The 26,705-nt window shown below is 62.4% G+C and carries 24 protein-coding genes and 2 tRNA genes; 10 read left to right on the forward strand and 16 right to left on the reverse strand.

The window, feature by feature from the left end:
• Positions 1-42: 42 nt before the first annotated feature.
• The 5 genes from B2V90_RS09315 to B2V90_RS09335 all read right to left on the reverse strand — a co-directional run bounded on the left by B2V90_RS09315 (position 43) and on the right by B2V90_RS09335 (position 5,626).
• On the reverse strand, positions 43-1,344 hold the full coding sequence (locus B2V90_RS09315; protein WP_228222208.1) for an HlyD family type I secretion periplasmic adaptor subunit: 1,302 nt from the start codon (positions 1,342-1,344) through the stop codon (positions 43-45).
• Entirely contained in the window at positions 1,341-3,068 is a 1,728-nt protein-coding gene (locus B2V90_RS09320; RefSeq protein WP_228222207.1) for an ATP-binding cassette domain-containing protein, read from the reverse strand. Before B2V90_RS09320 ends, B2V90_RS09315 begins: the two co-directional genes overlap by 4 nt.
• Positions 3,065-4,546, reverse strand: coding sequence for a TolC family protein (locus tag B2V90_RS09325; protein WP_293920963.1), 1,482 nt, complete (start codon positions 4,544-4,546; stop codon positions 3,065-3,067). Before B2V90_RS09325 ends, B2V90_RS09320 begins: the two co-directional genes overlap by 4 nt.
• Before the next feature lie 166 nt (positions 4,547-4,712).
• A tRNA-Leu gene (locus tag B2V90_RS09330) sits at positions 4,713-4,797 on the reverse strand.
• Positions 4,798-5,008: 211 nt separating this feature from the next.
• The gene (locus B2V90_RS09335; protein ID WP_009821928.1) at positions 5,009-5,626 is read right to left on the reverse strand and encodes a flavodoxin family protein; all 618 of its coding nucleotides are present in this window, start codon (positions 5,624-5,626) and stop codon (positions 5,009-5,011) included.
• Between the two features lie 190 nt (positions 5,627-5,816).
• On the opposite strand from B2V90_RS09335, the gene zwf reads away from it, so the two are divergent.
• The 5 genes from zwf to B2V90_RS09360 all read left to right on the forward strand — a co-directional run bounded on the left by zwf (position 5,817) and on the right by B2V90_RS09360 (position 11,346).
• Entirely contained in the window at positions 5,817-7,280 is a 1,464-nt protein-coding gene (zwf, locus tag B2V90_RS09340) for a glucose-6-phosphate dehydrogenase (protein WP_228222205.1), read from the forward strand.
• Positions 7,273-9,099 carry a phosphogluconate dehydratase gene (gene edd / locus B2V90_RS09345; RefSeq protein WP_009821930.1) on the forward strand — a complete coding sequence of 609 codons (1,827 nt, stop codon included), beginning with the start codon at positions 7,273-7,275 and terminating at the stop codon, positions 9,097-9,099. Before zwf ends, edd begins: the two co-directional genes overlap by 8 nt.
• A gap of 96 nt (positions 9,100-9,195) precedes the next feature.
• Positions 9,196-10,170: a glucokinase gene (glk, locus tag B2V90_RS09350; protein WP_009821931.1), complete on the forward strand. Its 975-nt coding sequence runs from the start codon at positions 9,196-9,198 to the stop codon at positions 10,168-10,170.
• Between the two features lie 2 nt (positions 10,171-10,172).
• The gene (eda, locus tag B2V90_RS09355; RefSeq protein ID WP_228222204.1) at positions 10,173-10,793 is read left to right on the forward strand and encodes a bifunctional 4-hydroxy-2-oxoglutarate aldolase/2-dehydro-3-deoxy-phosphogluconate aldolase; all 621 of its coding nucleotides are present in this window, start codon (positions 10,173-10,175) and stop codon (positions 10,791-10,793) included.
• 40 nt (positions 10,794-10,833) lie between these two features.
• Positions 10,834-11,346 (forward strand): hypothetical protein, encoded by a 513-nt coding sequence (locus tag B2V90_RS09360; protein WP_228222203.1) that lies wholly within the window; start codon positions 10,834-10,836, stop codon positions 11,344-11,346.
• A 4-nt stretch (positions 11,347-11,350) separates the two neighbouring features.
• On the opposite strand, the gene B2V90_RS09365 is transcribed toward B2V90_RS09360, so the two are convergent.
• From B2V90_RS09365 to hemB, 3 genes are read right to left on the reverse strand one after another with little or no spacing between them, the layout of a single operon-like run.
• Entirely contained in the window at positions 11,351-11,929 is a 579-nt protein-coding gene (locus B2V90_RS09365; protein ID WP_228222202.1) for a gamma carbonic anhydrase family protein, read from the reverse strand.
• On the reverse strand, positions 11,926-12,477 hold the full coding sequence (locus tag B2V90_RS09370; RefSeq protein ID WP_228222201.1) for a GNAT family N-acetyltransferase: 552 nt from the start codon (positions 12,475-12,477) through the stop codon (positions 11,926-11,928). Before B2V90_RS09370 ends, B2V90_RS09365 begins: the two co-directional genes overlap by 4 nt.
• Complete coding sequence (gene hemB / locus B2V90_RS09375; protein WP_228222227.1) at positions 12,470-13,465, reverse strand: porphobilinogen synthase; 996 nt, start codon at positions 13,463-13,465, stop codon at positions 12,470-12,472. The genes B2V90_RS09370 and hemB overlap by 8 nt, the downstream gene beginning before the upstream one ends.
• Before the next feature lie 91 nt (positions 13,466-13,556).
• On the opposite strand from hemB, the gene mtgA reads away from it, so the two are divergent.
• The gene (gene mtgA / locus B2V90_RS09380) at positions 13,557-14,255 is read left to right on the forward strand and encodes a monofunctional biosynthetic peptidoglycan transglycosylase (RefSeq protein WP_228222200.1); all 699 of its coding nucleotides are present in this window, start codon (positions 13,557-13,559) and stop codon (positions 14,253-14,255) included.
• 316 nt (positions 14,256-14,571) lie between these two features.
• Here mtgA and B2V90_RS09385 read toward each other — a convergent pair whose 3' ends face one another.
• The 3 genes from B2V90_RS09385 to clpP form a co-directional block, all read right to left on the reverse strand.
• Positions 14,572-17,085 (reverse strand): TonB-dependent receptor, encoded by a 2,514-nt coding sequence (locus B2V90_RS09385; protein ID WP_228222199.1) that lies wholly within the window; start codon positions 17,083-17,085, stop codon positions 14,572-14,574.
• Between the two features lie 370 nt (positions 17,086-17,455).
• Positions 17,456-18,724 (reverse strand): ATP-dependent Clp protease ATP-binding subunit ClpX, encoded by a 1,269-nt coding sequence (clpX, locus tag B2V90_RS09390; RefSeq protein ID WP_062731282.1) that lies wholly within the window; start codon positions 18,722-18,724, stop codon positions 17,456-17,458.
• Between the two features lie 141 nt (positions 18,725-18,865).
• A complete protein-coding gene (gene clpP, locus B2V90_RS09395) occupies positions 18,866-19,501 on the reverse strand; it encodes an ATP-dependent Clp endopeptidase proteolytic subunit ClpP (protein ID WP_009821941.1) in 636 nt (211 codons plus the stop codon).
• A 126-nt stretch (positions 19,502-19,627) separates the two neighbouring features.
• Between clpP and B2V90_RS09400 the strand changes: the two genes are divergently transcribed.
• Positions 19,628-20,236 carry an HdeD family acid-resistance protein gene (locus B2V90_RS09400; protein ID WP_293920972.1) on the forward strand — a complete coding sequence of 203 codons (609 nt, stop codon included), beginning with the start codon at positions 19,628-19,630 and terminating at the stop codon, positions 20,234-20,236.
• Here the strand turns inward: B2V90_RS09400 and B2V90_RS09405 are convergent.
• The 3 genes from B2V90_RS09405 to B2V90_RS09415 form a co-directional block, all read right to left on the reverse strand.
• Positions 20,221-21,195 (reverse strand): glycosyltransferase family 2 protein, encoded by a 975-nt coding sequence (locus B2V90_RS09405; protein WP_228222226.1) that lies wholly within the window; start codon positions 21,193-21,195, stop codon positions 20,221-20,223. The genes B2V90_RS09400 and B2V90_RS09405 overlap by 16 nt on opposite strands.
• A 143-nt stretch (positions 21,196-21,338) precedes the next feature.
• Positions 21,339-22,946 (reverse strand): trigger factor, encoded by a 1,608-nt coding sequence (gene tig / locus B2V90_RS09410; RefSeq protein WP_228222197.1) that lies wholly within the window; start codon positions 22,944-22,946, stop codon positions 21,339-21,341.
• 67 nt (positions 22,947-23,013) lie between these two features.
• Positions 23,014-23,098 (reverse strand) — tRNA-Leu (locus B2V90_RS09415).
• A gap of 128 nt (positions 23,099-23,226) precedes the next feature.
• Between B2V90_RS09415 and B2V90_RS09420 the strand changes: the two genes are divergently transcribed.
• The 3 genes from B2V90_RS09420 (at position 23,227) to B2V90_RS09430 (ending at position 25,160) form a co-directional block, all read left to right on the forward strand.
• Positions 23,227-23,424, forward strand: a complete 198-nt coding sequence (locus B2V90_RS09420; RefSeq protein ID WP_228222196.1) for a hypothetical protein — start codon at positions 23,227-23,229, stop codon at positions 23,422-23,424.
• Between the two features lie 187 nt (positions 23,425-23,611).
• Positions 23,612-24,217 carry an RNA polymerase sigma factor gene (locus tag B2V90_RS09425; RefSeq protein WP_009821946.1) on the forward strand — a complete coding sequence of 202 codons (606 nt, stop codon included), beginning with the start codon at positions 23,612-23,614 and terminating at the stop codon, positions 24,215-24,217.
• The gene (locus tag B2V90_RS09430) at positions 24,135-25,160 is read left to right on the forward strand and encodes a FecR family protein (RefSeq protein ID WP_228222195.1); all 1,026 of its coding nucleotides are present in this window, start codon (positions 24,135-24,137) and stop codon (positions 25,158-25,160) included. The genes B2V90_RS09425 and B2V90_RS09430 overlap by 83 nt, the downstream gene beginning before the upstream one ends.
• A gap of 63 nt (positions 25,161-25,223) precedes the next feature.
• Here the strand turns inward: B2V90_RS09430 and B2V90_RS09435 are convergent, their stop codons facing one another.
• Positions 25,224-25,928, reverse strand: a complete 705-nt coding sequence (locus B2V90_RS09435) for an NAD-dependent deacylase (RefSeq protein WP_414711592.1) — start codon at positions 25,926-25,928, stop codon at positions 25,224-25,226.
• A 67-nt stretch (positions 25,929-25,995) separates the two neighbouring features.
• Positions 25,996-26,655: an MOSC domain-containing protein gene (locus tag B2V90_RS09440; protein WP_228222194.1), complete on the reverse strand. Its 660-nt coding sequence runs from the start codon at positions 26,653-26,655 to the stop codon at positions 25,996-25,998.
• Positions 26,656-26,705 lie beyond the last annotated feature (50 nt).

Genomic DNA, 26,705 nt, shown 5'->3' on the forward strand with positions numbered 1-26,705 from the left:
CAGCGCAGATGCGCGCATATCGACCCAAGCAGCCCGCAGTCTTTATTCGCGGAATGCCGTTTCGCTCAAGCGCGTCAGCGGTGTCAAAATATAGGCCAGCACGGTTCGCTTGTCGCCCAGAAGATTGACTTCGGCACCCATGCCGGGGCCGATCGGCAGCCGGCGCCCGGCGTCATCCGTGATGGCGTTGGCTGTAGTGCGAACCCTGACCAGATAATGGCTTTCCCCGGTTCGTTCGTTGAGCACCGCGTCGGGCGACACAGCGACCACCTTGCCCTTCATCGATCCGTAGACGGCGCTGTCATAAGCAGAAATTTGGACCTTGGCCTGCTGACCCAGCTTGACCGATGCGATATCCTTTGCCGCCACAGCGGCTTCGATCAGCAAAGTGTCGTTAATCGCCACCATTTCGAGCAGCGGATCTCCGGGGCGGACGCTGCCGCCCACTGTCGTGACGAACACCCGATTGATCCGGCCATCCAGCGGCGCGCGAACCACCGTCCGCCGCAGCTTATATTCATAAGCTGGCATTGTCGCCTGGCGTACGGACAGGTCAGCGCGCGCCGCCGTCAACTCGTCTGCCGCGCGCGTCAGCCAGTCGCGCCTTTGCTGCTGCGCGCTTGCCTGCGCCTCCGCCAATACCGATCGTGCCCGGGCAAGGGCCGCCGCTGCCCCCGCCGCCTCGCTCGTCGATACGGCATAGCTGCTTTCGGCCTGCAACAATGATCGGCGTGGTTCAATGCCCTCCCGGACCAGAGGTCGAACGAGATTGAGGTCGGCTTGGGCCGCATCGCGCGCCGCAATCCGCGCTTGCTCGGCCGCGCTCGCCTCCGCGATCGCGCGCCGGGCCTGATCGACCCTGGCCGACGCGACATTCGATATGCTGGCCAGTTCGGCCATTCGCGACCGATAAAGCCCCTGCTCGACCGCGATCTGGGCTGCCATCATCGCGTTGCGGGACTGGGGAAATTTCGGTGTCTGCCCCGTTATCTCCGCTGTCAGCCGGACGATCTTGAAATTGAGAGCATCGCTGCTGGCAAGATTGCCTTCCAATTCTGCGCCTGGCTGGACCGGGCTGAGACGGACGAGCGGCGTTCCTTGCCTCACATCCTGCCCCACCTTGACCATGATCTGCTCGACAACGCCGCCTTCCAGGTTGGACACAACCTGCAATTGCGAGCTGGGAATGACACGGCCGTTGGCGCGAACCGTGCGATCGATTTCGGTCAAGGCGGCCCAGCCTATGGCGACGAGCACGAACGCCAGGATGATCCACAGGATGATGTTCGCCGGAACCTTTGGCTTTATGGTCATGGGATGGCGGAAGCCAATCTGCGCGGTCATGCTGCTTTCCCCCGCGCCAGGCGCTGCAGCATTGCATCGCGGGGGCCGTCCGCCACAACCTTGCCACCATCCAATATGACTATGCGGTCCACCAGAGCGAGGAGCGAGGTGCGATGGGTGATCAGGATCATGGTCTTGCCGGCGATTTCCGGTTTCAGCCGGGCGATCAAATCCGATTCTGTCTGTGCATCCATCGCACTGCTGGGTTCATCGAAGATCAGCACCGGCGGGCTGCCCGCAAGCGCGCGCGCTATGGCGATTGACTGACGCTGCCCACCTGAAAGGCCATCGCCTCTGTCCGCCAGGCGCAGGTCATAGCCATTGGCGATCTGCCCCATGAAACGGTGCGTCCCGCTGATTTCTGCGGCGCGAATCATTTCGTCCTGATCGACGACGGCCCTATCGAGGCAGATATTCTGCCGGACGGATCCGGCAATCAGGACATTGTCCTGCATCGCCGATCCTATCAATGCGCGAAGCTGCGCCGGCGCATATTGGCGCACGTCGATCCCGTCGATCATCACCACGCCCTCTTCCGGCTCATACAGCCCGAGCATCAACCGCGCGAGCGTTGACTTGCCGGAACCGACGCGGCCCAGAAAGCCGACGCGCTCGCCGGGTTTGATGGCCAAGTTGACGCCATCGAGCGCGCGTTCAGGCGCGCCTGGATAGCGAAACCCGACATTGCGCAGCTCAATGGCCCCCTCCAGCCGGGCTGGGTGCAGCGCATCGCCCGTTGGCCCTTCCGTCGGCGTATCCATCAGCGCGCTGATTTGCCGGTAGGCCACACGCGTCGCGGATAGGCGCGAGAGCAGGGTGGCGATCTGCGCTAAAGGCGCCAGGGCCCGCCCGCACAGGATGGAACAAGCCAGCAGCGCACCTGTCGTGATCGTGTTGCTGCGCAACAGGCCCACGCCTACGATGATGATGCCGCAATAGGCGATGGTCGAGGCGCTGTTCGCGACTGTCATGGGAACAGCGGCGGCAAGGCGCTGGCCCAGCGAACTTTCCGAGTGGCTGACGAGGGCAGCCTGCCAGCGACGGCTGAGCATGGGGCCAGCGCCGATCGCCTTGACGGTTTCAAGGCTGCCGATCGCTTCCACCAGCACGGACTGCTTGACAAGGCCATCCCCCAGGCTGCGCGAGGACAAGCGATCAAGCGACGGCGTGGCCAGCAGTCCGGCGCCGATGACCACGGGGATCATCGCCAGCGGCAGCACAACCAGGATGCCCCCCAGCATCGCGATCACCGCCAGTGTCACAATGATGAACGGCACGTCGATGATCGCCGTCAACGTCACCGACGCGAAGAAGTCGCGGAGCGTTTCTAGCTCGCGCATCAGTCCTGTCAGCGTGCCGGTGGACCCACGCTTCTGGTCCAGACGCAGCGCCAGCAGATGCGCGAACAGCGTTTCGCCCACATCATGGTCGATATTGGCGCCGGCGATATCGACGAAATAGACGCGCAGCAATCGCAAGACGAAGTCAAAAATGATGACGAAGATGAGCCCGATGCTCAGCCCGATCAGCGAAGACGACCCTTCGTTCGGCACGATACGGTCATACACCGTCATCGTGAAAAGCGAGGAGACAAGCGCGAAAATATTGATAAGCGCGGCTGCGACCGCGACCTTCATATAGGTTGCGCGATTGCGTAGCATCGGCTCCACCAGCCAGGGAGCGAAACGCGGCTTGTGGTCCACGAGCAAGCGATCTTCCCTCATGGCATCTGCCTTCCGTCGGTGTGCTCGGTGGCCGGGTCCACCTGAATATGCAGTTCGTCCAGCAAGGCGCCCGCCTTGGCGAGGAGCACGAACCGGGACAGATCCCGTTCCGCCAGCGTCTGGACATAGGTGGCGATCGAATAGAAATAATTATCTTCGGACGTGACGAGGTCGAATAGGGTGCCGCCGGACGTTTCGAAACGCGCCGCATAGACGTCGCGGTTATTCCGACTGGCCAGATAAGCGGCCTCGGCTGCCGCAAGCTGAGCCTCCAGCCCCTTCACATCGCTCCATGCCATTTGCGCGTCACGCAGCGCCTCTTGCCGGACACGCAGCGCGTAGGCATCGGCCGCGTCCGCCCGAGCTATGGCCTGATCAGCGCGCGCATTGAAGCCCGCACCGATCTGCGCCCGCATGATCACGCGGCCTCGCACGTCATAGTCGCCGGAATTTTCGAAAACGCCGTAGCGGCCTGCATCGACCCCGGCGGCAATGGTGGGCAGCCGTTCCGACCGCGCGGCGCGCGCATCCTGCCGCGCCGCCCGCGCTTCAGCTTCAGCCTTCTGCACGACCGGCGCGCGCAGAGCCATGGCCTCCACGACATCCTGACCGAGCCGGTCGGCCAAAGACAATGGCACGCGATAGACATTCGCTGGCGCATCGTGGCCAGAAAGAGCGCGATATTGCGCCTCGGCGCTGGCCCGGTCGCGGCGAAACATCGCCAGCCTCGTGCGGACATTGGCGATGGCGCTGTCAATGCGCGGAAGGTCACCGGTTGCTGAAAACCCTTGCGTGATTCGGCGTTCAACCGCGGACCGAAGGTCTGCCTGACGCATGCCATAGTCGATGGCAGCTTGCTCCATGAGGCGCTGAGCGAGAATGCTGTACCAAGCCGTGACGAGCCGCAGCGCCACATCAGCCCCTGAAGCGAAGGTAGCGGCGCGCGCTGCGCTGACCCGCGCATTACCGGCATTGATCCGGCTCGACGTCGCGCCGAAATCCAGTAATCGCTGACGCACAGACGCGGTCGCGTCGGTACGCCCCTCGGGCCTTGATCGCTCAATGATGTTACCGGGATCGTTCGAGAAGTTCCGTGCAAACGAGCGATTGGCATCGACCGTCAGGTCAAGCGAAGGGAATAGCGCGGCGCGCGATTGCATGCGCGCGGCTTCAGCCTCCCGCTCTCCGGCACGGGCTTCCTGGATCAGCATATTGGTCTGAACGGCAGCTTCGACCTCGCTGCGGAACAACGCTATTGGGCCGACCTGTTGCGACATTTGCAGCAAGGGGTCGGATTGCACAGGCTGCGAAAAAGGCTCAGGATTGGGCGGCAGAAGCAGGCTTTTGTCGGCAATCTCGGTCGCACTGACGGCAGGCGCGATCAGAAGGGCGAGCGTCGCGGCAACCCGCTGCGCCCAACCGGCATGGAAGGCCGGCCTTCCCCAAGGCCGAAACTCTCTAAACAAAATGTCTGGCACCCCAAAGCCGCACACATTTTCGCCCGCGCAGAATCCGTTGGCGACAACGTATCCCGCATGAGTGCGACCAAGGCGATTATGCCCTAGACTAGAGTGCCGCGCAATGCGGGTTTCCAGCGTGAACAGCCTTTGTCATCAACAGGGGAGCCGGCCGACATCGGGCCAATGGTGCGGGTGGTCGGAATCGAACCGACACTCCTTTCGGAACCGGATTTTGAGTCCGGCGCGTCTACCAGTTTCACCACACCCGCATCGTCACTGCGCAGCGGTCGTCACACCTGCTGCTATGTGCTCAGCGCCGTGGGGTACTTCAGAAGGTTCCCAGCGACGCCGGTCCGCCAGATGGCAAAATCTGCTCTCTGCGTCCAGCCGAAAAAGGACTTGGCGAGGGGCGATGTGAACAAAAGAAGTCGATATGCCTTGTCCCATGGGTCGGCAACGGCCGGCAACGAGACATGATGCTCAGGCCACACCTTGGCCGGGGAAAGGGTTTGCAGCGAATAGCTGCGCGAGGTGGGCTGCATTGCCGGCCACCATCTGCGCGGTTTTGGCGACAGGCTCGGGGGTCTTGTCGAGATCCTGGAAATCTTTCGATCCCATGGCTTCTCCCACCCAATAACAGGCGCCCACGGCTGGAATCGTCCAGCCCACGTCATTGAGCGCCTGAAAAATCTGCGCCGAGGCGAAATGGGCGCCATCTTCATTCCCCACAATCGCTGCGACAGCGACCTTGGAATAGCTGGGCATCCGCCCCTGATCATCGGTTTCCGACAGAAACGCATCCATTCTTTCCATCGCCCGCTTGGCGACACTGCTCGCCTGGCCCATCCAGATGGGCGTGCCGAAAATAAGGATGTCGGCTGCCAATATTCTTTCCCGGATCGCCGGCCATTCATCGCCATCGCCTTCATCCGATGTCACGCCGGCCGGAACATTGTGCGCTGCCAGGCGGATCGTATCCGCGACCTCGACGCCCAGAGCGCTGAATTCGCGCGCCAGGACGGCAATCATCGCATCCGTCGAGCTTGGCGTCGAATCATCCCGCTTGAGCGTGCAGTTGAGGGGCTGGGCTTTAAGCATCTCATTCTCCTGTCTTCTGGCTCCAAGCGCAGCGCGACCGGCTAAGTTCCGGGGCAACCAAAGCCCGCCGCCAGGCGTAATGTTGCGACGGACGCCTTCGGGCGATACCCTGCTTGCGTAACGATCCGCGCCCGGTATAAAGGCGCCATCGTGCAGACATGACAAACACCAACCGGAGAAGGATCATCCTTTGACCGAACCGTCTGCCACGTTCCTGCTATTCGGTGCCACCGGCGACCTCGCCCGGCGCATGATTTTTCCATCGCTCTACAATCTTCTGGCCGATGGGCTGTTGCCCGATGATTTCATGATCGTGGCCTCGGGCCGATCGGAAATGTCGGATGACGCATTTCAAAAGGATGTCTGCGCGGCATTGCGGCAGTTCCTGCCCAAGGATCGTTATGACGACGATGTCGCCGCCCATTTACGTGAAATGATCTGCTACCAGCCGGTGGATGCGGCGAAGCCTGAGCAATTCGCGGCGCTAGCGCAGAGGATCGACGGCAGGCTGGAGCGCGGCCTGTCAATCTATCTTTCGACGCCCCCAGCGCTTTTTGCGCCCACGGCGCAAGGCCTGGCCGACGCCGGCCTGATCGCCGCCAATACGCGAATCGCCATGGAAAAGCCCATCGGCAAGGATCTGGCATCCTCCAAACAGGTGAATGACGGCATTGGCGCCCTGTTCGTCGAAGAGCAGATTTTTCGCGTCGATCATTATCTGGGCAAGGAAACGGTCCAGAACTTGCTGGCGCTGCGCTTTGGGAATGTCATGTTCGAGCCGCTCTGGAATACCGGGGCGATAGATCATGTTCAGATCACCGTTGGGGAAACCGTCGGCCTGGAGGGTCGCGTCTCCTATTATGACGGGGTCGGAGCGCTGCGCGACATGGTGCAGAACCATATCCTCCAGATCCTGTCGATCATCACGATGGAGCCGCCGGCGCGCATGGATCCGACGGCAGTGCGCGATGAAAAGGTAAAGGCGCTGCGGTCGCTGCGGCCGATGACGGCGGAAACGGTCAAGACCCATAGCGTGCGCGGCCAATATACGCCGGGTGCAGTGCAGGGGGAAATTGTCACTGGCTATGCCGACGAACTGGGTCAGCCGTCCGACACGGAAACCTTCGTCGCGCTCAAGGCCTACATCGACAATTGGCGTTGGCAGGGTGTCCCCTTTTACCTGCGCACGGGAAAGCGGATGCCCGCGCGCCAGTCGGAAATTTTGATCCAGTTCAAGCCAGTGCGTCATTCCATCTTCTGGCGCGCCGGGCACGGCACGGGTCTTGAGCCCAACACGCTTATCATCCGGTTGCAGCCCGAGGAATATATCCGCCTGCTGATCATGAGCAAAAGGCCGGGGCTGGAGCGGCAGGTCCATCTGGAGGAAGTGACGCTCGACGTATCCCTCACCGCAGCCTTCGCCGGGCAGCGACGTCGCATCGCCTATGAACGGCTGATCCTGGACCTGCTGGCAGGCGACCAGACGCTGTTCGTCCGCCGCGACGAGGTGGAAGCGCAATGGACCTGGATCGACAGCATCATCGATGGCTGGAAAGAGGCGAATATGAAGGTCGCCCCCTATAGTTCGGGGAACTGGGGTCCGTCCTCGGCCATTGCCCTGATCGAACGCGACGGAGCAAGCTGGCATGACTGATCTTCACCCCACAATCGCCAAGGTGACGGAGCGCATCGTCAAACGCAGCGCACAAAGCCGTCGCAAATATCTCGACCTCATCGAACGGGGCCGCGACGCCGGCACCAATCGCGACCAGCTGTCCTGCGGCAATCTGGCCCATGGTTTTGCCGCCAGTGGCGAGGACAAGCCCGTGATCCGCACCGGCAGCGCCATGAATATCGGCATCGTCACCGCCTATAATGACATGCTGTCGGCGCATCAGCCCTATGGCCGCTACCCCGAGCAGATCAAGATCGCCGCCCGCGAGGTAGGAGCGACGGCGCAGGTGGCCGGTGGCGTGCCCGCCATGTGCGATGGCGTGACCCAAGGCCAGGCAGGCATGGACCTTTCCCTGTTCAGCCGTGACACGATCGCGCTCGGCACCGCTGTTGCCCTGTCCCATGCAATGTTCGAGGGCGCGCTGCTGCTTGGCATCTGCGACAAGATCGTGCCGGGCTTGTTGATCGGCGCTTTGCGCTTCGGTCATCTGCCGACCATCCTGATCCCAGCCGGGCCGATGCCATCGGGCCTCGCCAACAAGGAAAAGGTCCGGATCCGCCAGCTTTATGCGGAAGGGAAAGTTGGGCGCGACGAACTGCTCGAGTCGGAAAGCGCCTCTTACCACGGCGCAGGCACCTGTACCTTCTACGGCACCGCCAACAGCAATCAGATGATGATGGAGATGATGGGCCTGCACATGCCCGCAGCGTCCTTCGTCAATCCGGGCACTAAGTTGCGCGCCGAACTCACCCGCGCGGCAACGCATCGGATCGCGCAGATTGGGTGGGATGGTGATGATTACCGCCCGCTTGGGCACTGCATTGATGAAAAAGCGATCGTCAACGCGATCATTGGCCTGATGGCCACAGGCGGATCGACGAACCATGCGATTCATCTGCCCGCGATTGCCCGATCGGCTGGCATTCACATCGACTGGACCGACTTTGCCGACATTTCCAATGCAGTGCCGCTACTGGCCCGCGTCTATCCCAACGGATCGGGCGACGTGAACCATTTTCATGCAGCCGGTGGCATCAGCTTTGTCATCCGGGAATTGCTGGATGCCGGGTTGCTCCATCGGGATATCATGACCGTTGCGCGCCAGGATATGACCGACTATGGCAAGGAACCAGCGCTGGAGAATGAAGCGCTGACGTGGAAGGACGTACCTTCGTCCCGCGATGAGGCCATGCTGCGACCGGTGTCCAATCCGTTCCAGGCCGATGGCGGCATGAGGCTTTTGCAGGGCAATCTTGGCCGGTGCGTCATGAAGACGAGCGCGGTCGATCGCGAACGCTGGACGATCGAGGCTCCAGCCGCCATTTTCCATGATCAGGATGACGTGCTGCGCGCGTTCAAGGCAGGCGAGCTTGAGCGCGACGTCGTGGTCGTCGTCCGCTTCCAGGGGCCGCGTGCCAATGGCATGCCCGAATTGCACAAACTGACCCCGGCGCTCGGCGTATTGCAGGATCGCGGCTTCAAGGTCGCGCTATTGACCGACGGCCGCATGTCCGGTGCGTCCGGCAAGGTGCCCGCCGCCATTCACCTGTCGCCAGAGGCGCTTGGCGGTGGGCCCATCGGCAAGCTCCGCGATGGAGATATGGTCCGCGTCTGCGCGCAAAGCGGCTCGGTCGAGGCGTTGGTTGACCAGGCCGAATGGGACCGCCGGGACCATCCCGAAGCCCCGCCCCCGCCCTATGATACGGGTCGCGAACTGTTCGCGCTGTTCCGTCATCATAGCGACCTTGCCGAACAGGGCGCGTCGCCAATCCTGGCGGCGATGGACAGCGAAGTTTGATTTGATCCCGTTCGCGCCGAACCTGTCGACGCCCTTCTCCCTTTGAAGAGAAGTGCGGCCTTTCGACGGGACCCGGGCGAACGGAGGGAGAGTGACATGACCGACATCATCGCCGCCGATATCGGCGGCACCAATGCCCGCTTCGCCCGCGCCGCTCTTGATGAAAAGGGTGTGCCAACGCTCGGCACCGTACGCAAGTATAAGGTGGAGGATTATCCCAGCCTCACCGCTTGCTGGGCGGCCTTCGCCGCTGATGAGAAAAAGGATGGCGCTGGGGACCTGCCCGACGCGGCCTCCATCGCTTTTGCGACCGCAATCGGGCGGGACGTCATCAAGCTGACCAACAGCAACTGGATGATCCGGGCCGATACGCTGGCTGCTGACATCGGTGTGCGCACGGTTAGGCTGGTCAATGATTTCGAGGCGGTGGCCTTTGCGGTGTCGCGGCTGCCCCAGGAAAATCTTCCGCTGCTGTTCGGAGAGGACAAGCCTTTCCCCTTTGATGGCGGCGTGACCGTCATGGGGCCGGGCACAGGTCTGGGCGTGGCCATGATCGCGTTCGACAACGGCCATCCGCATGTCGTTGCGACCGAGGGCGGGCACCTCGACTTCGCGCCGCTGGATCATATGGAAGAGCGCATCCTGTCCTACCTGCGGGACAAATTCCTGCGCGTGTCCACCGAGCGAATGGTATCGGGGCCAGGCCTCAACAATATCTACAAGGCAATGGCGACGATCGGACATGAGCGCGTGGTGCTGATGGAAGATCCCGAATTATGGCAGGCAGCGCTCGACGGGACGGATGATTTCGCCCGGCGGGCGCTGGAGCGTTTCTGCCTTTGCTATGGATCAGTCGCGGGCGATCTGGCCTTGGCGCATGGGCCGCACAGCGTCGTGCTGGCTGGCGGCCTCACCCAACGGATGCGCGATTTTCTGCCGCAGAGCGGTTTCCATACGCGGTTCAAGGCCAAGGGCCGGTTCGAGAGCCTGATGGCGACCGTGCCGATCCGCTGCGCCATTCATGACGAAATCGGGCTATTCGGCGCTGCCGCGGCCTTCAGGGAGAAATAAGAATGAGCAAGCTGACGGTCGAACAGGTGATGGGGCTTGCCCCGGTTATTCCGGTGCTGGTGGTCGAGCGCGTAGAGGATGCGTTGCCGATCGCGCAGGCGCTGGTGAAGGGCGGCCTTCCCGCCCTGGAAGTCACTCTGCGCACACCCGCAGCGCTGGACGTGATCCGCGAAATGTCACAGGTCGAAGGCGCGGTCGTGGGCGCAGGCACCGTGCTCAACGCAGCGCAACTCGACGCTGCGATGGAAGCGGGCGCGCGCTTCATCGTTAGCCCCGGCCTGACCGAACCGCTGGGCAAAGCGGCCATCGCCGCGGACGTGCCTTTCCTGCCGGGAACCGCCACGGCGGGGGACGTCATGCGCGGCATGGACATGGGCCTGTCCCGCTTCAAATTCTTTCCGGCCGAAACGTCGGGCGGACTGCCTGCGCTCAAGGCCCTGGCCGCACCGCTCCACGCCGCCCGTTTTTGCCCGACCGGCGGCATCACGGCGCAAAGTGCGCCGGAATGGCTGGCACAGCCCTTCATCACATGCGTCGGCGGCAGCTGGGTCGTGCCCAAGGGACCGGTCGATGCGCAAAAGATCGAGGCGCTGGCGCGAGAGGCAGCGGCGTTGCAGCGCTGAGGCGGTTGCCACGGCGCGCGGCCCGTCTTAAATGCGAGGGATGACACCCCGACGCCTGCTCGCCGCCCTTGCCCTGATGCTGTCGGGTTGCGCCAGCGCGCCGCAAAATTATCCCTCGCTTGCCAAAAGGCCGATCGAAAGCGCGCCTGTAGCCGACGTTGCGCCGCCCCCAGCGCCGCAGCCCGCCGACGCGGCTTTATCCGCGCAAATCGCCCGCTACGCCGAACAAGCCGACAAAGGAGCATCCGCGTTCGATGCGGCCTATGCCAAGGCTGACCGACTGGTCGGCGCCGCACGTACTGCCGGCGTGTCGAGCGATGCCTGGGTCAGCGCCCAGGTCGCAATCAGCGCATTGGAATCCGCCCGAAACGACAGCGTATCCGCGCTTGCAAGCCTCGACACCCTTTATGTCCAGCGCAGCAATGATGTGGCCGACGGACAAGCCGCAGGCGGCGTGCAGGATATTGACGCTGCCCGCAGCGCTGCGCTGGCGTTGGTCGATCAGCAGAATGACCGGATCGACGCGCTGAAGGCCCGTCTCCCCCAGCCCTGACCCGTCACCCATAGCTCGCCTTGACAGAGCCTTTGTGGGCTTTGCCATTATGGACATAATGATCGACGCCTTCGCGCATGTCGATCAGTGCTTCATCACTGAGATCACGCATATATTTGGCCGGACGACCCGCCCATAATTGCCGGTGTGCCACCGTCTTGCCCGATGTCAGCATGGCGCCCGCCGCCAGCATGGCGTCGCTTTCCACTGTGCAGCCGCTCATGACGATCGCGCCCAGCCCGACAAAGGCGCGGTCCTCCAGCACGCAACCATGCACCATCGCCATATGGCCGATCAGCACATCGTCACCGATAATCGTGGGCCATCCATCAAGCGGTCGGCCGTCAGCGCGGTCACCGGGACTGTCGCAGTGAACGACCGTTCCATCCTGGATGTTGGTCCGTGCGCCGATCCGGATGCGGTTCACGTCGGCTCGCAGGACGCAATTATACCAGATGCTGGCATCCTCGCCGATTTCTACGTCTCCGATGATCCGGCAGCCGGGCGCGATGAAGGCGCTTGGATGAATGACAGGCGTCCTGCCGTTGAAAGGAATGATGCTTGTTTCAGGATGGGCCGTCATGCCGGATGCTCCAATGTGTAAGTAATATGCCGGCGCAGGGGATGGCCGGGTGGCAGATCGGGATGGTCGAAATCCATGTTCGGTTGCCGCTGCATTCCCAGCGCCGTCATCAGACCCCGGGACGCGCTGTTGCCGGGAACCGTATAGGCAATCAGCCGGCCGTCGAGCGGACGATGCTGGCGGCACCATTGCACAGTTGCGGCTGCGGCTTCCTTGGCATAGCCCTTGCCCCAATGCGACGAGGCCAGCCGCCACCCCAGTTCCAGGGCGCCATGGATGGGCGTTCCGAGATGCCGCCCGCGCCGCGGCCCGCAAAATCCGATGATCGCCCCTTCGGCCTTGTCTTCCATGATCCAGAAACAGTGGCCGTGCTCAGCCTGGCTCTGCTGCATAGCCGCGCAAAGACGGTCATAATATTCAGCCGGCTGCCGGCCGCCGAGCCAGCGCGTGACCTCATCCGTATCCAGCGATCGCCTGAAAGGTTCAGCGTCGCCCGACCGCCATGCGCGCAACCATAGCCTGTCCGTTTCCAGACAAAATTCAGCCATGCAGCAACCGCGCGGCGTGGAGCGCGTGGTAGGTCAGCACGCCCGAACAGCCCGCCCGCTTGAACGCCATCAGCGTTTCAAGGATCAGCGCGTCGCGATCGCCCGCGCCTGCCGCGGCAGCATGTTCGATCATCGCATATTCGCCCGACACCTGATAAGCGAAGACCGGGACGGCGAACCGGTCGCGCACGCGCGCGACGATGTCGAGATAGGGCAGGCCCGGCTTCACGATGACGCTGTCCGCGCCTTCAGCCAGGTCGAGCGCCACTTCGCGCAGCGCTTCTTCGCCATTGGCGGGGTCCATCTGATAGTTTTTCTTGTCGCCTTTGAGCAAGCCGCGCGACCCTACCGCGTCGCGGAAAGGACCGTAAAAGGCGCTCGCATATTTGGCGGCATAGGCCATGATCTGGACATTGGCGTGGCCGGTTTCCTCCAGCGCCTCGCGGATCGCACCGACACGGCCGTCCATCATGTCGCTGGGCGCGATGATGTCCGCGCCCGCTGCCGCCTGGTTCAGCGACTGGCCGATCAGCACGTCCACCGTCGCGTCATTGACGACATAGCCGGTGGGGTCGAGCAGGCCGTCCTGCCCATGGACGGTATAGGGATCGAGCGCGACGTCGGTCAGAACGCCGATATCGGGAACGGCATCCTTGATGGCGCGAATCGCGCGGCACATGAGATTGTCGGGATTGAGCGCTTCGGCGCCATCGTCGCTGCGCCGGTCCGCCTGGGTATTGGGGAAAAGGGCGAGGCATGGAATGCCGGCGTCGTGGGCTTCGCGCGCGCGGGCCACGATGCCATCGACGGACCAGCGCGACACGCCGGGCAGCGCGCCGATCGGCTGTTCCGCCCCCTCTCCATCAGTGACGAACAAGGGCCAGATGAAGTCGCTGGGAGACAGGCGGTTTTCCGCGTGCATGGCGCGGCTCCACGCCGATGCGCGAGTGCGGCGCAGGCGCAGCGCGGGATAGGGAGCATAGGTCATGGATCGGGTGTAGGCGCGGCCGCAGGGTCGATCAAGCATGGCCGCGTCGCTTGCACTTGAAGCACGCGAGGGGGGCGCTATCGATAGGTCCATGACCGCCAAATCCGCCTTTCCCAACCGCCGCCGATCCCGCTGGATCACGATCCCGCTGCGTGTCATCGCGGGTTTCGTTCTGCTGTCGCTGCTGCTGGTGACGCTGTACCGCTTCGTGCCGCCGCCGGTCACGATGACGATGCTGCTCGACCCCAAGGGCATCACGAAGGACTGGACCAGCCTGAAGGATATTGACCCCGACATGGCGCGCGCTGCAATCGCGGCCGAGGATGGCAAATTCTGTAGCCATCACGGGTTCGATGTGGACGCCATCGCCAAGGCGGCGATGCACAATGCCAGTGGCGGGCGCATCCGGGGCGGATCGACGATCAGCCAGCAAACGGCGAAAAACGTGTTCCTGTGGCAAGGGGGCGGGTTCGTCCGCAAGGGGCTGGAAGCCTGGTTCACGGTGTTGATCGAGGCGATCTGGGGCAAGCGGCGGATCATGGAAGTCTATTTGAACGTCGCGGAGACCGGCATCGGCACCTATGGCGTGCAGGCCGGCGCGATCCGCTATTTCCGCCATGGCGCGGACCGGCTGAGCCGGGCGGAGGCGGCGCGGATCGCCGCGGTCCTGCCGCTGCCCAAGAAACGCGCCGCGGTGGCGCCGAGCGGCTTTACGCGGCGCTATGGAAATACGATTGCGACACGCATCGGCGTGGTGCAGCGCGATGGGCTGGACCGCTGTGTGAAATAGCCGACCCGGACTGTCGAAGTTCACAGTGTCGTCGGGCTTTTTCGGCCCGAAGCGACCAGTAAGCGACCACGAAGCGACCACAAGGCGACACCGAAGCGACAGGTGAGCGGAAGGCGCGGCAGCGCTGTGCGCTGGCGGTCGATCGGGGGCATGGGACGTGGCGGCCTGTTCCATCCAGCAGGATAAACCGCGAAATTTCCAACATTTCCAGCGAAATAGGAAAGCTGGAGCGCAGCCCGCAATGGGCCATGTCGCGCACCCAAAGAAAAAGGGCGGGGATCGCGCCCCGCCCTTTCCTTTTACCTGCGTCGGTCGATTAGAACGCGACGACCAGCGATCCGCTGATGGCGCGCGGGGCGCCATAGTTGACGAAGGTGCTCGACGCCGTGGTCAGGCCACCGCTGAACGAACCGATGTAGAATTTATCAAACAGGTTCGACACGTTGAACTGAACAAAGGACTTTTCCAAGCCCAGATTGGCCAGGTTGTAGCGCAGGTCGAGATCGACGACCGTGTAGCCAGCAACCTTGAACGTGTTGATGTCGTTCAGGTAGCGCGAACCGGTGCGCTTGATCTGCGCGCCAAGATCGACCGGGCCCAGCGTACCCTGGATACGACCGCCGACCAGATAGGACGGCGCGCCACGTTCGCGATTGCCCTTGGTCGCGGCGAAGTCGGTCGGACCGGTCTGAACGTCAGAACCGATTTCCGATTCGATCCACGAACCGAAGGCGTAGACCAACAGGCCGGGGGTCGGACGGACCGACACATTGGCGTCGATGCCGTATTTCTTCACGCCACCCAGATTGGTGTCGATCGAGCAATCGCATTCGATGCTGTAGGCCGATGCGATGCGGTTCTTATACTTGGCATACCAGCCGGTGACGGCCGCCTGCACGATGTTGTTCTGGTAGCGCAGGGCGAGGTCGAAGCTGTCCGACGTTTCCGCAACCGGCTTCGACGCGGCATTTTCGGCCGGCAGATAGATCGAGTTGTAGAGCGTGTCGGTGCCGGGAACCGAGATGTTTGCGGCATAGCTGCCCGCGATGCTGATTTCCGGCGTGATCTTGAAGATCGCACCGACGTTCGGCAGCAGCTTGTCATATTTATAGTTACGCGACTGCGGCGCGGCGAAGGTCGGGTTGGCAGCGGCATAGGCCGCCACGTCGCCACCAGCGACGCAGTTGACGTTGCCGTTGGGCGCCGAAGTGAAGCAATATTGGTTCAGTTCGCGCTTGAAGAAGGGCGCACGGACGCCAAGGTTGACGGTCAGAAGATCGTCAAAGAAGGTGCCGCGATATTCGCCCGCGACCTGGTTGAGCGTCGCATAGGATTTGCGGTCACGCTTTTGCAGGACATTGCCGTCCGCGTCGGTCAGCGGATCATTGACCGGGAAGACGTCGGTCGGTTCGCCGTTGAACAGCACGCGCGCGCCTTCGCCGGTCTGGCGGTGACGGGCACGGTCGAAGCTGTACGACAGACGGACGCGGTTGTTTTCGTCAATCTCGTAAGAGAGGTTGGCGATCGCGACATAGCGCTTCGTCTGCGTCTGGCTGGGATTGTTGATGAGGACGCGGTCGGATTCACGCACGGTCGTACGGGTGCCGTCAGGGTTGGTGACGGTATAGTCCTGGATCACGCCGTCGCCGTTGACGTCCACGCCGAGCGTGCCGTCGCCGTTCAGATCGCGGTTGAAATAGGCGCTGCCATTGAAATAGCCCGACAGAGCGTCGCCGCCCTGAACGAAGGGCGATTCATAGGCAGAGGTCGTGCCGCCGCCGTTCGCCTTTACATATTGATAGGCCGCGTCCGCCGAGAAGATCAGGCGATCGGTCAGGGTCAGGCGGGTGCTGAGACGCGCGTTGCCGGTGTTCGACGGGTTGTAGCGACGTTCGAACTGCGTGCCGCAGCTGTTGGTCTGATCCGCGATCGCCGGATTGGCTTCGGTGTTGATTTCGCACGGAATGCCGCCCGAAACATTGTAGAAGCGCGCGCTCTTGTCGCCGCTGAACGCCGCGGCCGAGGCAGGTGAACCGCCGAAATTGTTGCGATTGACGTTATAGTGGCCGGCGAGCGAGATGAAGTCGCCATTCGCACCGATGTCCTGCCAGATCTTGCCGTTATACTGGGCCTTTTCAATCCTGCCATAATCCGCGAAGCTCGCCTTGTTGTAGGCGCGCGAGGCGGACACCCATGCCTTGGTGCCATGGCCGGTGAAATCGCCGGTCTGGATCATGCCGAACACGCGATGGAAAGGACGGTCGCCCGAGCCGTCGGCGACGATGTTGCCGTAGCTGACGCTACCCATCGCGCCGAAATCATCCTTAGGCACCATGGTGTTGATGTTGACGGTGCCGCCAACCGCAGCGGCGGTTGGGCTGTCGACGTCGGTCGCACCGAGGTTGACGTTGATGCTTTCGACGATTTCCGGGTCAACCTGCTGGTTGGTGTAGATCGCGTAGTTGCCCGAGTCGTTGAGCGGAATACCGTCAAGGATCTGCGCGATACGATCCGAGCTGAAGCCGCGGATGGTGAAGCTGCCGCCCGACGAACCCCAAGGATCGTTGTTGGTGAAGCTGACGCCCGGCACCAGATTGATGATTTCGTTGACCGACTGGCCAGGACGCTGACGTTCGATGATTTCCTGCGTCAGAACGACCTTCGCCTTCGGCGAGTCCGGGATCTTCACGCCGCCGACGCCCTGGTCGACGGTCGCGCCAGTCACGACGATCGTGTCTTCGAAATCCTGCGAACCGGTCGACTGCGCGAGCGCAGCACCAGGAATGGCAACGGCGAGGACCGCCGCGCTGCCCATGAGAAACTGTTTCATTTGACCCTTGTCCCTTTGCAAGAGTGGCGTCCGCCACGCTTCAAACTGCTTTGCTCTCTCAAGCTGACGCCGCTCTTTGCGGCTTCTGGCGTCGCCCCTGTGATGCTCCTTTTGCATTTTTGTTACAGCGCATCATCGGGATTGTCACATTCCCCCCACCGCCTGCGCCCATGGCGTCGACGGCAGCGTCCCTATTGTCCTAATATGTTGAAATTGTGTGACATTGGAGGAACTGCAAAGGTTCCTGCGCGTATGATGCAATTTTGCAACGCAGCGAAATTATTTGTGCGATGGCGAAGAAAAATGCAAAAAGCCGGCAATCGCTTGCCGGCTTTTTCCTAAATTTTGGAACGGATGACGCTGACAGGGATCAGGCTGCGTCGTCGGCGCGCTTCTTGGTTTCGCTGAAGACGCGAATCGGCTCCTTCGTGCCGGCCACGACATCCTTGTCCACAACCACTTCGCCTACGCCCTCCATCGAGGGCAGATCGAACATCGTGTCGAGCAGAATCCCTTCAAGGATCGAGCGGAGACCGCGTGCGCCCGTCTTGCGCTCGATCGCCTTCTTCGCAATCGCGGTCAAAGCGTCGTCGGTGAAGCTCAATTCGACATTCTCCATGTCGAACAGCTTGGCATATTGCTTCACCAGAGCGTTCTTGGGTTCGACCAGGATCTTCACGAGCGCGGACACATCCAGATCTTCCAGCGTCGCGATGACGGGCAACCGGCCGACAAATTCGGGGATCAGGCCGAATTTGAGCAGATCCTCAGGCTCGCTTTGACGCAGCAATTCGCCGGTCTTGCGCTCCTCGGGCGCGGCAACATGAGCGCCGAAACCAATCGACTTGGCTTCCAGACGATCGCCGATGATCTTTTCGAGGCCAGCGAAAGCGCCGCCGCAGATGAACAGGATGTTGGTCGTATCGACCTGGAGAAACTCCTGCTGCGGATGCTTGCGGCCACCCTGGGGCGGCACGCTGGCAGTAGTGCCCTCCATCAGCTTGAGCAGTGCCTGCTGCACGCCTTCGCCCGACACGTCGCGCGTGATCGACGGATTCTCGGCCTTACGGCTGATCTTGTCGATCTCATCGATATAGACGATGCCGCGCTGCGCCTTTTCGACATTATAGTCGGACGCCTGGAGCAGCTTGAGAATGATATTCTCCACATCCTCGCCGACATAGCCCGCTTCGGTCAGGGTCGTCGCGTCCGCCATGGTGAAGGGCACGTCGAACGTCTTGGCGAGCGTCTGGGCCAGCAGCGTCTTGCCGCAGCCGGTCGGCCCGACGAGCAGGATGTTGGACTTGGCGAGTTCCACCTCGCCTGGCTTGGAGCCGTGGTTGAGGCGCTTGTAATGGTTGTGGACCGCGACAGAGAGGACGCGCTTGGCGCGGCTCTGGCCGATCACATAATCGTCGAGCACATCGCAGATTTCCTGCGGGGTCGGCACGCCGCCATCCTTCTTACCGACGAGACCGCCCTTGGTCTCTTCGCGGATGATGTCGTTGCACAGTTCCACGCATTCGTCGCAGATGAAGACGGTCGGCCCTGCGATCAGCTTGCGCACCTCATGCTGCGACTTGCCGCAGAAGGAGCAGTAAAGCGTGCTTTTCGAGTCCGAACCGGTAAGCTTAGTCATTCGCCATTCTCTCTATCCCCCCCGGAAGTTAATCACCAGATCCGCGCCGGCGGGAGATTTTTCTGGTCCAAAGGCCATTCTAGCCCGCAGCGCGTCCGTTCCACAAGGGGAGAAAGTGACGCGCTGCGGTAAAGATAGTCTTTAGGCCTCGTTGGGGTCCGCCATTTGCGGGCGGCGGTCGAACACTTCGTCGACCAGGCCAAACGCCTTGGCTTCGTCCGCTTCCAGGAAGGTGTCGCGGTCCATTGCCCGCTCCACGGCCTCCAGCGTCTGGCCGGTATATTGGACATACAGGTCATTGAGGCGGCGACGGATACGCAGGATTTCCTTAGCCTGAATCTCGATGTCCGAGGCCATGCCCTGCGCGCCGCCCGAAGGCTGGTGCACCATGATGCGCGCATTGGACAGCGCGATGCGCTTGCCCGGCTCGCCAGCGGCGAGCAGGAAGCTGCCCATGGACGCGGCCTGACCGATGCAGACAGTGCCGACCTGCGGCCGGATATATTTCATCGTGTCATGGATCGCCATGCCGGACGTCACCACGCCGCCGGGCGAATTGATGTACATCCAGATATCCTTCTTCGGATTTTCCGATTCCAGGAACAGGAGCTGGGCGACGATCAGCGAGGCCATATGATCTTCGACCTGGCCGGTCACGAAGATGATCCGTTCCCGCAGCAGCCGCGAAAAAATGTCGAAGCTGCGTTCGCCGCGGTTCGACTGTTCGATGACGATGGGGACCAGCGCGGCCATGGGGTCGGACATGATATCGGTCATTTTTCTCTTTTCCGGGTAGTTGCTTTTGCCCACGCCCTACATCGGCACAAAAAGCCACGGGTTCAAGGGGGAACCAACCATCCCGCAATCTATTGATCGGCCAGCATCCAACCGAAGGAAAGACCCGTGTCCGATCAGTCCCCGCCCTTTGCCACCGTCGCCGGCGGTCGTTGGCCCTACTCCTCACGGTGGAAGGCGCTGCTGGCGCGCGGGGTGATCGGCGTACTGCTGGGCATCGTGGCGATGCTGTATCCCTTCACCGCGCTGGTGGCCTTCACGATGGTGTTTGCCGTCTATGCCTTTGTCGACGGGGTGTTTTCGTTCATCGCCGCAATTCGGCGCGCTGGCGAAGGCGCGCACTGGATCGCGATGCTGGTGCGCGGCCTTCTGGGCATAGCGCTGGGCGTGCTGTTCGTGATGATGCCGCTGGCGGCGACGGTCAGCTATGCGATGCTGACGCTGTTCTTCGTGGCGGGCTGGGCAATATTGGCTGGAATGCTGGAAATCGCCGCCGCCATCCGGTTGCGCGACGAGATCGAGGGCGAATGGCTGCTGGCCGTCAACGGCCTGCTCACGCTAGCGCTGGGGATCGGCATCATCATCCTGTTCACGCTTAATCCGGTGGTCAGCATCCTGTCGCTGGGATGGGCGATCGGCGCCTATGCGCTATTGTCCGGGCTATTGCTGATCGTCCTGGCCTTCCGCCTGCGCCGGAAGGCTCAGGGACGGGCGTAATCCGACGGCGCGCGGAAGGCGAGATAGGCAAGCCGGCGCACTTCCCGCCGGCCGCGCACGACTGTATCGAGAATGAGCCCGCAAGTGGCGGACAGGGTGGCGAGGATCATGAGGCCCGTCACGAGGATCGCGGTCGGAAAGCGCGGCACCAGGCCGGTTTCGAGATAGGTGACGATGAGCGGCGCGGCGAGACCCAGCGCGAGAACGGCTAGCAGCGCCGCGATGATCCCGAAAAACAGCACGGGCCGTTCGATCCGGTATAGCGTGATGATCGTGCGCAGGATGCGAAAGCCGTCGCGATAGGTGCTGAGCTTGCTGACCGATCCTTCGGGCCGCGCGCCATAGGCGGTGACGACTTCGGCGACGGGCATGGCCAGTTCCAGCGCATGGACCGACATTTCCGTTTCAATCTCGAAACCCGCGGAGAGGACGGGAAAACTTTTCACGAAGCGGCGGGAAAAGACGCGATAGCCAGACAGAATGTCGGTGAAGCTGCGTCCGAACAGTTGCTTGAGCAAGGTGGTGAGCGCCCAGTTGCCGAAGCGGTGGCCGCGGCGATAGGCCGCCTCCACCTCGTCCCGGCGGCTGCCCACGACCATGTCGAGATTATCCTCCAGCATGGCCGCGACCATGCGGGGCGCGGCGGCGGCTTCGTAGGTCGCATCGCCATCGGCCATGACGTAGATATCGGCGTCGACGTCTGCGAACATGCGACGCACGACATGGCCCTTGCCCTGTTGGCTGACGCGGCGCACGATGGCCCCTGCCCCGGCCGCCAGCTCACGGCTGTTGTCGCTGCTGTTATTGTCGAACACATAAATGTCGGCATGCGGCAAGGCTCGGCGGAAATCCTCCACCGTCTGCACGATGGCGCCGGCTTCATTATAGCAGGGCAGAAGGACGGCGATGCGCGGGGTGGCCGCGCCGGTTTCGCTGTTCACTGCGGGAAATTCCTTCATCGCCTTCTCATGCCCTGCCTTATGCGTGCGACAGCCATGGCGCATCATGATTAAAATTTCATCTGCCATGCCGGTCCCGAAATGAAAAGCGCCCGCGCTTCCGTAGAGGAAGCGGGGCGCCTGTTCATCTGTGGCCGTAAGGCTTATTCAGCCTTGGCAGCAGCCTTCTTGGGAGCAGCCTTCTTCTTGGGCTTTTCCTCGGTCGTGGCATCGGCCTCTACGGCATCGTCCTTCTTGGCCGCAGCTTTCTTGGCAGCCGGCTTCTTGGCAGGCGCTTCTTCGGCGGCCGGCGCAGCGTCTTCATCAGCCTTGGCGGGTTCGGCGGCCTTTTTCTTGGGGGCAGCCTTCTTCGCTTTGGGCTTGTCGTCATGATCATGGTCATGACCGCAGTCGGGGCCATGGACATGCGGCTTGATGTCGCCATCTTCCGCCTCGATTGCCGCTTCCAGTTCCTCACGGGTCACGGCGCGATCAGTGATTTCCGCCTTTTCGAACAGGAAGTCGACGACCTTGTCCTCATAGAGCGGAGCGCGCAGCTGAGCGGCGGCCATCGGGTCCTGACGGACATATTGCACGAAGCGCTCGCGATCCTGCGGGCCGTACTGCTGCGCAGCCTGCATGATGAGGCGATTCATTTCCTGGTCCGACACGGTCACACCATTGGCCTGGCCGATTTCCGAGAGCAGGAGGCCCAGGCGGACGCGACGCACGGCGATGGCGCGGTAATCCTCCTTTTCGGCTTCCATTTCCTTGAGCGCGGCTTCGGGATCTTCCTCGTGGCTCGCTTCATGCTCAAGCTGCTGCCAGATCTGGTTGAATTCGGCCTCCACCATGCTGGGCGGGACGTCGAAATCATGATTGGCGGCCAGCTGGTCCAGCAGCTTGCGCTTCATATGGGTGCGGGTGAGGCCGTTATGCTCCTGCTCGATCTGGCCCTTGAGCAGTTCGTTGAGCTTGTCGAGGCTTTCCAGGCCCAGCGACTTGGCGAAATCTTCGTCGACCTTGGGCTTGTCGCCGTTCAGCACCGCCTTCACCGTGACATCGAAGGTCGCAGCCTTGCCGGCCAGATGTTCAGCGCCATAATCTTCGGGGAAAGTGACGTCGATCGTCTTTTCCTCACCCTTCTTGACGCCGGTCAGCTGCTCTTCGAAGCCCGGAATGAACTGGCCCGAACCGATCTTCAAGCGGATATCCTCGGCGCTGCCGCCTTCGAACGCTTCGCCGTCGACCTTGCCGACGAAATCGATCACCAGCGTGTCGCCTTCGGCCGCGGCATGATCATCGGCATGGTCTTCCAGCGCGCCCTGCTGGCCGGCGATACGGGCGGCGGCTTCGGCGACCTTGTCGTCGGCGACTTCGACGGTCAGCCGCTCAAGCTTGAGCCCGTCGATGCTGGGCGCCGTGATTTCAGGCAGCACTTCCAGCTCGACCTTGACCTCAGCATCCTTGCCGAATTCGAACCCTTCGTCCAGTGCGACCGACGGCTGCATCGCGGGACGCAGCTTTTGGTCGGCGATCAGCTTCTGGATGCTGTCCTGGATGCTGTTGTTGAGTGCATCGCGCTGAAGCGATTCACCGTGCATCTTCTTGACAAGGTTGGCCGGCACCTTGCCGGGGCGGAAGCCGGGCATCCGCACCTGCGGCGCGATCGCCTTCACTTCCTTGTCAACGCGAGCGTCGATATCCTTCGATGTGATGGTCACGGTGTAGGCGCGCTTCAGGCCCTCGTTCAACGTCTCGACAGTCTGCATCTCTTCTCTCAAACGCTTTCTTCAGCTGAATTTCGGTGGCGCCTGCGATGGCCTGGACCTGGCGCACTGGTGCGGGCGAAGGGACTCGAACCCCCACATCTTGCGATACCAGAACCTAAATCTGGCGCGTCTACCAGTTTCGCCACGCCCGCATCGGTCGCCGGTCGGCGCGGCATAGAGAAAAGCGCGGTCAGTGGCAAGGGATAGTGGATAAGCCGGCGGAACTGGCTGAACGCGCCATGCGTAACTGTCATGACAAACCCCCGTCAAGGAGAGGCCCATGGCCACCCAGCCCGACCCCAACCCCGCCGCCGTTCCGCCGCCCGACCGCATCCAACCGCAATCACCCGACGAAATGCCCGCGCCCGAACGGCCTGCCGAAACGCCGATGACCGAGCCGGACGAAATCACGCCTGTATCCCCCGATTATGACCAGCCCGATCGGGCACCGACCGAGCTGCCGCCGCCGCCAGATTGATGCGCGGCGCATCAACTGTGCGCCATATGCCACAGCAGGATAATAAATTTACTCGGATTTGGAACTTTTGGGTCGATCGTTAAAAATAGGCTTCCGTTCGGGTGGACAGGCCCCTGCATCCATGATTGAACTATGACAGATAAAAGAAATCGGGAGAGGCGCGGCTGACAACGATCAGGGGGTCCATGTGCAACGGGTTCGCGCCAAACTGGAATGGTTCAAAACGGTCATATTACCGCAGGAGGCTGCGCTTCGCGGTCGGCTGCGGCGAATATTGCCGTCCACCCATGAACTGGAAGACATGGTCGCCGAGGTTCTGGCCCGCGCCTATGCCACTGAAAATTGGGAAAATGTGACGACGGGCCGGGCCTATCTGTTCACGATTGCCCGCAATCTGGTCATCGACACCGCCCGCCGCAACAAGGTGGTGAGTTTCGAGACGATCGCCGATCTGGAACTGCTGGGCGGCGAAAATAACATCGAGGCGCAGCTTCATGCTCGCGAAGCGCTGCGCCAGGTCGAGGTGATCGTCGAGTCGCTGCCGCCGCAATGCCGCCGCGTCTTCATCCTGCGACGCATTCACGAAAAATCGATGCTGGAAATAGCGGAGGAAATGTCTCTGTCCGTTTCAACAGTTGAAAAACATCTGGCCAAAGCAATCGCAATAGTTATGCGGGCCTGGGCGGAACGTGAGGAAACGGACTTCGAACGTGCAGGCGTCGGAACCAGGTTCAAGCTACGCGGGCAGGGACGCGATCGAGGCGGAAGCCGCGCGCCTGCTGGCCAGGCTTAACAGCGATCCCAGCCCGGACGATGAAGCAGAAATCTGCGCCTGGATCGAGGCCGATCCCCGTCATGCCGTAGCCTTTGCCCGGGCGGAAGCCGCCTGGGACGCATCGGAACGGCTGAAAAGCGCAGCCGCCGACATCACGCTGCCCCCGATGCAGCAAATCATCAGCGAAGCCGACCAGCGCCGCCTGTCGCGCAACATCATGGTCGCCGCCGGTGTCGCCATATTATTGTTCGTCGTCGCCGCGATCGTGACCGTGCGTACGTTCAGCGGCGTGGAGCGCTACGAAACCGGCGTGGGCCAGATGCGCGACATCGCGCTGGAAGATGGGTCCATCCTGCACCTCAACAGTGACAGTGAGGTCGAGGCCCGGTTCACCAGCAATGGCCGCAAGGTCCGGGTGATGAAGGGCGAGGCGTCGTTCGAGATCAGCCATGATCCCGCGCGCCCGTTCGATGTGGAAGCGCGCGCTGCGGTGATCCGCGCGGTCGGCACCGCGTTCAACGTCCGGTTGCGACCGTCGCTGGTGGAACTGACCGTCACCCATGGGAAGGTGACCGTCCATTGCGGCGACAGCCCGTTGCAACAGGTGGCGGCCGGCAGCGGGGCGGTGATCCAGCCGCGCAGCATTTCCCTCACCCGACTGGGTCCAAAGATCGTCGAGCAGCGCACCGCCTGGCGCGCGCAGATGGTGGAACTGGACGGCGAAACCGTCGAGCAGGCGGCCGATGAGTTCAACCGCTATCGCAAGGCCCCGATCCTGATCGGCGATACCCGCGTGTCGGCGCTGCGGATCGGCGGACGATTTCGCACCACCGACAGCCAGGAGTTTCTGTCCGCCCTGCAATTGAGCCTGCCGATCCGAGTGGTGGATGGCGAGGATGGATCAGTGATGCTGCTGTATCGCGACAATGCCGCGGATGGTGAGCCCCCTCCTCTCGCCTAGGCGCGCGGATTTGGAGCCCGGCGCCGCTTGCGGCGCGGATAGGGAGTCGAACGTCGCTTGCGCCTAGCGCAGCAGCATGTCGACCAGTTCGGGCACAAGCCGCGTGGCGGGGCCGAGTCGGGTTTCATCGAACAGGGCGCTGCCCGCCGACGGCTCCAGATTGAGTTCGATGGTGCGAGCGCCAGCGTCACGGGCGGTCTGGACGAAACCGGCGGCGGGATAGACTGCGCCGGAGGTTCCGATCGACACGAACAGGTCCGCCTGTTGGAGCGCGGCGAAAATTCGATCCATCTGATAGGGCATTTCGCCGAAAAAGACGATGTCGGCACGCAGCCGTGGTTCGTTGCACTTGGCGCAGGTCGAAGCCGGCGGCAGAGCGTCAGTCCAGGGCGCAGCCGCCCCGCAGGCGGCGCACAGGGCGGACTTCAGCTCTCCATGCATGTGGAGCAGCCGCGTCGCGCCGGCGCGCTCATGCAGATCGTCGACATTCTGAGTGACGATCAGCAACCGGCCCGGCCACTCCCGGTCAAGACGGGCCAGCGCCTGATGGGCGGCATTAGGCGCGACCTGCGCCAATTTGGCCCGCCGTTCGTCATAGAAACGGTGAACCGTCACCGGATCGCGCGCCAGCGCTTCGGGCGTGCAGACGTCTTCTACCCTATGCCCCTCCCATAGGCCGTCAGGCCCTCGGAACGTCGCAAGGCCGCTTTCGGCCGAAATGCCGGCGCCAGTCAGAATGACGATCGAGTCGGAGCGGTTCATCTGCATGACCAGGACCTTAAGAGCGCTGGACGGACGCTTCCACCGTCAGGTCGATCGGACGCGCTAAAAAAGCCTATGCCACCGGCGCCAGCTTGCGCGCGCGGTCCCGCCATGTTTCCGCCAGGATCGGCATGTCCGCGAGGGCGCGCACACCGGCAGGGTCCTTCTTGTGCCCGCCGCCGATCAGCAGCCGGAATACGCGATCGATGGTCCATTCGGGAAAGGGTCGTTCAAGCAGGGTCATTCGGGTCCCCGCCTCCGCCTCGCCTTCCTGGATGACGCGGAAATAAATGCCGCACCGGCCGGTCTTGACGATAGTCGCCATGACGTCGCGGGTGCCGAAACGATGGTCAAGTTTCCAGCAGGGCTGGCGGCCATGGCTGATTTCTACAACGGCGCTGCCGAAGGTGAAGCGGTCGCCAAGGCAAAGTTGCGATTCGGTGAGGCCCCGCGCCGAAATATTCTCGCCAAAGGCACCAGGGCTTTCAAGCAGCCTATGGCCAGGCAGACGATCCCGCCACCAGCCATAATGATCCTGCGCATAGAGGTGGATTGCTTTGTCCCAGCCACCATGATGGACGCGGTCGGCAACCGCATCGCCTTCCAGTCCGTCCCACCCGACGCGGACCGGCCCGGTCACGGGCTGTTTGGCGATGGCGCTATAGGCATCGTCCCGAAACGGCACGGGCGTCCCGACGAGGAGCGCATCGACGGTCATGAAATTCACGGTCATTACGCCCGGATGCCATGATGGCAGGCAGGATGCCATGGCCGATCGGCGGC

Source organism: Sphingobium sp. UBA5915, assembly GCF_002431195.1.
In the GTDB taxonomy this organism is placed as follows: Bacteria; Pseudomonadota; Alphaproteobacteria; order Sphingomonadales; family Sphingomonadaceae; genus Sphingobium; species Sphingobium soli.